Origin of the sequence: Lacisediminihabitans sp. (assembly GCF_043726815.1) — a bacterium.
Classification (GTDB): domain Bacteria; phylum Actinomycetota; class Actinomycetes; order Actinomycetales; family Microbacteriaceae; genus Lacisediminihabitans.
In genome coordinates this window covers 1-6,349 of record NZ_JAYSJZ010000026.1, presented here as the reverse complement: position 1 = coordinate 6,349, position 6,349 = coordinate 1, and the positions used below count along the sequence as shown (strand labels likewise).

At 68.4% G+C, this 6,349-nt stretch carries 8 protein-coding genes; 6 read left to right on the top strand and 2 right to left on the bottom strand.

The genetic code is table 11. The features are described from left to right. From ACHZD8_RS02765 to hemW, 4 genes are all read left to right on the top strand, one after another. The coding region (locus ACHZD8_RS02765; RefSeq protein ID WP_394768602.1) for a hypothetical protein at positions 1-172 on the top strand (172 nt) is incomplete at its 5' end. Next, positions 173-835 (top strand): DUF1990 family protein, encoded by a 663-nt coding sequence (locus ACHZD8_RS02760; protein WP_394768601.1) that lies wholly within the window; start codon positions 173-175, stop codon positions 833-835. It begins immediately after the preceding gene. 138 nt (positions 836-973) lie between these two features. Then, positions 974-1,924 (top strand): TRAP transporter substrate-binding protein, encoded by a 951-nt coding sequence (locus ACHZD8_RS02755; protein ID WP_394768600.1) that lies wholly within the window; start codon positions 974-976, stop codon positions 1,922-1,924. 40 nt (positions 1,925-1,964) lie between these two features. Beyond that, positions 1,965-3,236, top strand: coding sequence for a radical SAM family heme chaperone HemW (hemW, locus tag ACHZD8_RS02750; RefSeq protein WP_394768599.1), 1,272 nt, complete (start codon positions 1,965-1,967; stop codon positions 3,234-3,236). A gap of 3 nt (positions 3,237-3,239) precedes the next feature. Here the strand turns inward: hemW and ACHZD8_RS02745 are convergent, their stop codons facing one another. Beyond that, positions 3,240-3,617 (bottom strand): DUF4870 domain-containing protein, encoded by a 378-nt coding sequence (locus tag ACHZD8_RS02745; RefSeq protein ID WP_394768598.1) that lies wholly within the window; start codon positions 3,615-3,617, stop codon positions 3,240-3,242. A gap of 55 nt (positions 3,618-3,672) precedes the next feature. After that, the gene (locus tag ACHZD8_RS02740; protein ID WP_394768597.1) at positions 3,673-4,068 is read right to left on the bottom strand and encodes a DUF4870 domain-containing protein; all 396 of its coding nucleotides are present in this window, start codon (positions 4,066-4,068) and stop codon (positions 3,673-3,675) included. A gap of 210 nt (positions 4,069-4,278) precedes the next feature. On the opposite strand from ACHZD8_RS02740, the gene hrcA reads away from it, so the two are divergent. Continuing rightward, positions 4,279-5,301, top strand: coding sequence for a heat-inducible transcriptional repressor HrcA (hrcA, locus tag ACHZD8_RS02735; RefSeq protein WP_394768596.1), 1,023 nt, complete (start codon positions 4,279-4,281; stop codon positions 5,299-5,301). Between the two features lie 67 nt (positions 5,302-5,368). Beyond that, positions 5,369-6,349, top strand: a 981-nt coding sequence (gene dnaJ / locus ACHZD8_RS02730; RefSeq protein ID WP_394768595.1) for a molecular chaperone DnaJ, incomplete at its 3' end; no start/stop codon positions are given.

Sequence of the window (6,349 nt, the reverse complement as noted above, 5' to 3'; positions counted from 1 at the left end):
CAAGGACGTGCTGGCCAAGTGCTACGGCGGTGACATCACCCGCAAGCGCAAGCTCCTCGAGAAGCAGAAGGAGGGCAAGAAGCGCATGAAGATGGTGGGCCGCGTGGAGGTACCCCAGGAGGCGTTCATCGCCGCCCTCTCCGGGGACACGGAGAAGAAGGAAAAGAAGTAGATGTCGAGGCTCCCACTCTGGGAACGCCCCGTCACGTACGCCGCGGTCGGCGCGACCCAGGCGGCGGACCTGCTCGACAACGCCCCGGCCGGGTATCGGCCGTACCGCGAACGGGTGCGTGTCGGCCACGGCGAGGACCGCTGGCGCCACGCCTGGACCACGGTGCTCTCCTGGGGCATCCAGGTCAACAGTGGATTCCACGTCGAGCTGGTGGATGCCCCGGCCGCCGTCACCGACCAGACCTACGTTCCCGTCTCGTTCGACCCGGCGGGGGCTCCGATCGCGAGCCAGGTCGGGGCGGACGCCGACGAGGTGGTCTTCGGTCCGGACGGCATGCCGTTCGTCGCACCGGGGTCCACCGCGCTGCTCTCCATCCCCTTCGGCCCGTTGCGGGTGTCGGCGCCGGCCAGGGTCGTCTACGTGGTGGACGAGCCGCAGCGCCGCGGGTTCGCCTACGGCACCCTTCCCGGGCATCCGGAGGAGGGCGAGGAGTCGTTCATCGTCGAGCAGACCGACGACGGATCGGTGTGGCTCGAAATCAGCGCGTTCTCGCGGCCCGCCAATGCGCTGTGGTGGCTCGTCTACCCCGTGCTTCGGGCGTCGCAGGCGTACTACACCCGCCGGTACTTCGAGTCGCTTTCCGGACCGGTCGAGTCGCCCTGATTCTCGTGACACGGCGCCGCCGATCGGGTAGCGTGCTCGTCATCGTTGGGAGAATCGATGCGTCACGCCGTCCCAAGTCGGGTCCGTGTCTGGCGCGTGGTCGCCGTGGCGATCTGTGCCCTGGTTCTCTCCGGGTGCGTGGTTTCGCCTCCTCCGAAACCGCTGACGCTGCGACTCTCCACGGACGACGGCCCCGGCGAGGTCTCGTCGACCCAGATCACCGAGTTCGCGCGTCGTGTTGCCGGGCTCTCGGCGGGGTCCCTCGTCGTCGAGCCGGCCTGGCACGTCAACGGCGGGTTCGTGCACGACTGGGACCAGGCCGCGGCCAGAAAGGTGATCGACGGGAAGCTGCCCCTCGGCCTGATCCCGTCCCGAGCGTGGGACACGCTCGGCGTGACCAGCCTGCAGGCGCTGAGCACGCCGATGCTGATCACCGACGAGTCTCTTGCTGCGGCCGTCGTGACGAGCCCACTGCAGCCCACGCTGCTCTCCGGACTGCGCTCCGTCGGCGTCACGGGCCTGAGCATCTACCCCGACGAACTGCGGCATCCATTCGGCTACGAAGCGCCGATGGACAGCCTCGAGCAATTCGGCGGCGCCGTGATGCGGGTGCCGACATCTGCGGCGAGCACCATGCTCTACCAGGCGCTGGGCGCCCGCACCGTCGATGATCAACAGGACCTGCTGACCCAGCGCGGCCAGGATTCCGACTACGGGCGTGATCCCTATTCGATCTCCACCGGAAACGTCGTCTGGTCCTCGAATTTCAATGTGTTGATTGTCAACAACGCGTCGTTCGCAGCGCTCACCCCGTCGCAGCGCGCGGTTCTTCGGCTGGCCGCCGCGGAGACCCAGAGCTGGGCGATAGTCAACCTGCCGACCGAATCGGATGCCGCCGCGCGCTGGTGCCACGCCGGTCACTCCATTGTAGCCGCGAGCCCCGATCAGCTCGCCGCGATCCAGCGAGCGGTCGCGCCCGTGCGGGACACTCTCGCGAAGGATCCCACGACGTCCACGCTGATTGAGGGCATCGAGGCGATCAAGGCGTCGACGGGTGCGGACGGGCCGGTGGTCGCCTGCCCGGCGTAGACGGCCGAGTTGCCGCACGGCATCGGGGAGAATGAAACCCATGCCCAGCGCCCTCCCTCTCGCCGATCCGGCGCCCCTCGACGGCACTCTGCCCTCGAGCGCGGCGGTCGGTGCGGCCGAGCGCAACTTCGGTGTCTACGTTCACGTGCCGTTCTGCCGGGTCCGCTGCGGATACTGCGACTTCAACACCTACACCTCAGACGAGCTCCGGGGTGCGAAACGCACCGACTACGCGGGCCAGGCGATCGCCGAGATGGCCATGGGCAGGCGGATCCTCGACCGCGCCGGACTGCCGCCGAGGCCCGCCTCGACCGTGTTCTTCGGCGGGGGCACGCCGACCATGCTTCCCGTGACGGACCTCGCCGCCATGCTCGCGGCGGTGCGCGATACCTGGGGGCTCGCCGACGGGGCCGAGGTCACCACCGAGGCGAACCCCGACTCGGTGGATGCGGAGTACCTCCTCGCTCTTGCCGCCGCCGGATTCACCCGGGTGTCGTTCGGCATGCAGTCCGCCGTGCCGCACGTGCTGGCGACCCTCGAACGCACGCACGACCCCGAGCGGGTGCCGCTCGTCGTGGAGTGGGCGCGCGCGGCCGGGCTCGCGGTGAGCCTCGACCTCATCTACGGCACACCGGGCGAGTCGCTCGAGGACTGGCGCGTGTCCCTCGAGCACGCGCTCGCGCAGCATCCCGACCACCTCTCCGCGTACTCGCTCATCGTCGAGGACGGCACGAAGCTGGCGAGGCAGATCCGGCGCGGCGAGGTCGCCCAGCCCGACGAAGACCTGCAGGCCGACATGTACGAGCTAGCCGACGAGTTGCTCGAGGCGAGCGGCTACGACTGGTACGAGGTGAGCAACTGGTCGAGGCCGGCCGGAGTGGCGGATGGCGCGCTTCCCACGGTGGGGGCGAGCGCCGCCGATCAGCGTTCCCGTCACAACCTCGCCTACTGGCAGGGCCACGACTGGTGGGGCGTCGGGCCGGGCGCCCACAGTCACGTCGGGGGAGTGCGCTGGTGGAACGTGAAGCATCCGGCCGCCTACGCCGAGCGCATCCTGGCCGGCAACTCGCCGGCGGCGGGTCGCGAGACCCTCGACGAGGAGACCAGACGGGTGGAGCGGGTGCTTCTGAGCACCCGCATCCGCGACGGACTCGCCGTGTCAGAACTCCCGGCCCCCGCGCGCACCGCCGTGGCCGGTCTCATCGGCGACGGCCTGGTGGATGGGGCGGCCGCCCTGCGCGGCACGATCCGGCTGACCCTGCGGGGTCGGCTGCTCGCCGACGCCGTGGTGCGCCGGCTGCTGGACGAGTAGACGCTAGTCACCGATGAACTTGATCGCCATCGGGTACACGTACCGCTCTCCGCGGTCGGCCGCGACCGCGGCGACGATGCAGAAGACGATGTTGACCACGGCCACCGCCACGAGGATGAGCGCGCCGACGAGGAACCAGATCGTGAAGAGGCCGACCACGTAGCCGAGCAGCACCGTGAGCTGGAAGTTGAGCGCCGCCGTCGTGTGCTGGCGAACGAACGCCCCGCGATCCTTGAGCACGATGTAGCCGATGAGCGCGGGCAGGAAGTGAAAGAAGATGCCGCCCACATGGATGAGCGTCGCCCAGAGTTTCTCGTCTGCCGGTTTGATCGGCTGGACGGTCTGGTGGGGGCTGCCGGGGGGAGTTGTGGTTTCGGACATGACCCCATTAAAGCAAGGTGCCCGGGAGCGCTGCTCCCGGGCACCCGATACCGAGCTACTTGATGAGGCGAAGTGCGACGGGGTAACGGTAGCTGCCGCCGCCGTTGACCTTCACGCCGCCGAGGATCGAGAAGATGATGTTCACCACGTAAAGGGCGAACTGCAGGAACCCGATCAGCAGGGCGATAGGGAAGAACACCGCGGCCGTGATGACCCAGAGGATCTGGAGCACGATCCACGCACCGATCCAGGTGATCTGCCAGTTGAGGGCTTCCTTGGATTCCTGCCGGGTCAGCGTCCCGCGGTCTTTGAAGACCAGGAAGATGATGAGCGCCGGGAGAAACCACAGGACTCCGCCAAAGTGCGCGAAGGAGGCCCACTGCTTGTCTTCGGCGGCCGTGAGAGGCGCAGCGGGCTGGGGAGCCATCGGCTGCGGTGTCGGTTCGGTCATGTGCGTTGCCTTTCGAGTGGGCGGCCCGGCCATGTGAACAGGGCCTTGGTGCGCTCGCGCCGTCGCCATTCTCGGTGAGAAGAGTTCGTGTGCGAGTACATGCATAAGGTACTGCGCGTCTCGCTCCGTGTGCAATGCCTGCGTCGCAGCGTGTCGCGGTACAATTGGCAGTCTGCAGTCGCGAGTGCTAAAGACCGGAGGTGGTGCTGGATGGTGTCAGAGCGTGGTCTCGACGTACTCCGGGTCATCGTGCAGGACTACGTGGCGTCCCGGGAACCGGTCGGCTCGAAGTCGATCGTGGACCGCCATTCCTTCGGGGTGTCGGCGGCGACCATCCGCAACGACATGGCGCTGCTCGAGGAGGAGGAGCTCATCGCCGCGCCGCACACGTCGTCCGGCCGCATCCCCACCGACAAGGGCTACCGCGTCTTCGTCAACCAGCTCGCCGACCTGCGCCCGCTGAGCGCGGCCCAGCGCACCGCCATCGAGAAGTTCCTCGGGGCATCCGCCGACCTCGACGAGGTCCTGGGGCGCACGGTGCGCCTGCTCTCCCAGATCACCCACCAGGTGGCGCTCGTGCAGTATCCGTCGCTCACCCGCTCCCGCATCCGGCACGTCGAACTCGTGCGCCTCACCGCCACGCGGATGATGACGGTGCTGATCACCGACACCGGCCGCGTCGAACAGCGGCTCATCGACGTGGCGCCGGGCCTCGACGAGGAATTCCTCGACCGGCTGCGCACCAGGCTGAATTCGTCGCTGGGCGGGCTCGCGCTCGCCGAGGCCGCCGAGAGGCTCGCGACGCTCGCCGACCAGTTCCCGCCGGAGCAGGCTCCGGCCGTGAGGCACATCGCCACCTCGCTCATCGAGCAGGTGCTCGCCAATCGCCAGGACAAGCTCGTCATGGCCGGTGCGGCCAACCTCGTGCGCACGGAGGAAGACTTCACGGGAAGCATCTACCCTGTTCTCGAGGCGATCGAGGAGCAGGTGACCCTGCTGCGACTCTTCGGCGAGATGGAACCCGACCAGAACGGGTTCTCGGTGAGCATCGGAAGCGAGAACGCGCAGTTCGGTCTCGGCGAGACCTCGGTGCTCACGACGGGGTACACGGCATCCGGAGGCGAGCTGTCCCGGCTCGGCGTGATCGGTCCGACTCGAATGGACTACTCGAACAACATCGCCGCGGTGAGAGCCGTGGCCCGCTATCTTTCCCGCCTTCTCGGCGAGGAATGAATGACATCGGCGCGGTGGCCGGCCTTCGGGCCGACCACGATCGCGCCGAGAATGCAAAGGAATTGGATTGGCTGACCACTACGAAGTACTCGGTGTCGGGCGCGAAGCGACGACTGACGAGATCAAGAAGGCGTACCGCCGCCTCGCACGGGAGCTGCATCCCGACGTGAACCCCGGGGCGGACGCCTCCGAGCGCTTCAAGCTCGTGACCCACGCGTACGACGTGCTGTCCGACCCGCAGCAGCGCCAGCAGTACGACCTCGGCCCGCAGGCCGGCTTCGGCGGCGGGGGTGGGGCGAACTTCGGCGGCTTCGGCGACATCTTCGAGACCTTCTTCGGCGGCGGCACGAGCCGCGGGCCGCGCTCCCGGCGCGAGCGGGGACAGGATGCCCTGGTGCGGGTGGAGGTGGACCTGGACGAGATCATCTTCGGCACCACGCGTGACGTCGAGGTCGACACGGCCGTGCTCTGTGAGACCTGCAACGGCTCATGCTGCGCCCCGGGCACGCAGCCGGTGACCTGTGACATCTGCCGCGGCAGCGGCCAGATCCAGCGCGCCGTGCGCAGCCTGCTCGGCAACGTGATGACCTCGAGCCCGTGCGGCACCTGCCGCGGCTACGGCACGGTCATCCCCAACCCCTGCCCCACCTGCCAGGGCCAGGGCCGCGTCCGCGCCCGCCGCACGATCCCGGTGGACATTCCGGCCGGGGTCGACACCGGCCTCCGCCTCCAGCTGCCCAGCCAGGGCGAGGTAGGCCCGGCGGGAGGCCCGAACGGCGACCTCTACCTCGAGATCAAGGTGCGTCACCACGACGTCTTCAGCCGCAACGGTGATGACATCCTCGCCACGCTCGAAGTGCAGATGACGGATGCCATCCTCGGCACCAAGACGACGCTCAAGACTCTCGACGGAGACGTCTCGGTCGAGATCCGACCGGGCACGCAGAGCGCCGAGGTCATCACGATCAAGGATCGCGGAGTGACCCACCTGCGCGGCAGCGGTCGGGGGGACCTCAAGATCGGTGTGCAGGTGACGACCCCGGTGAAG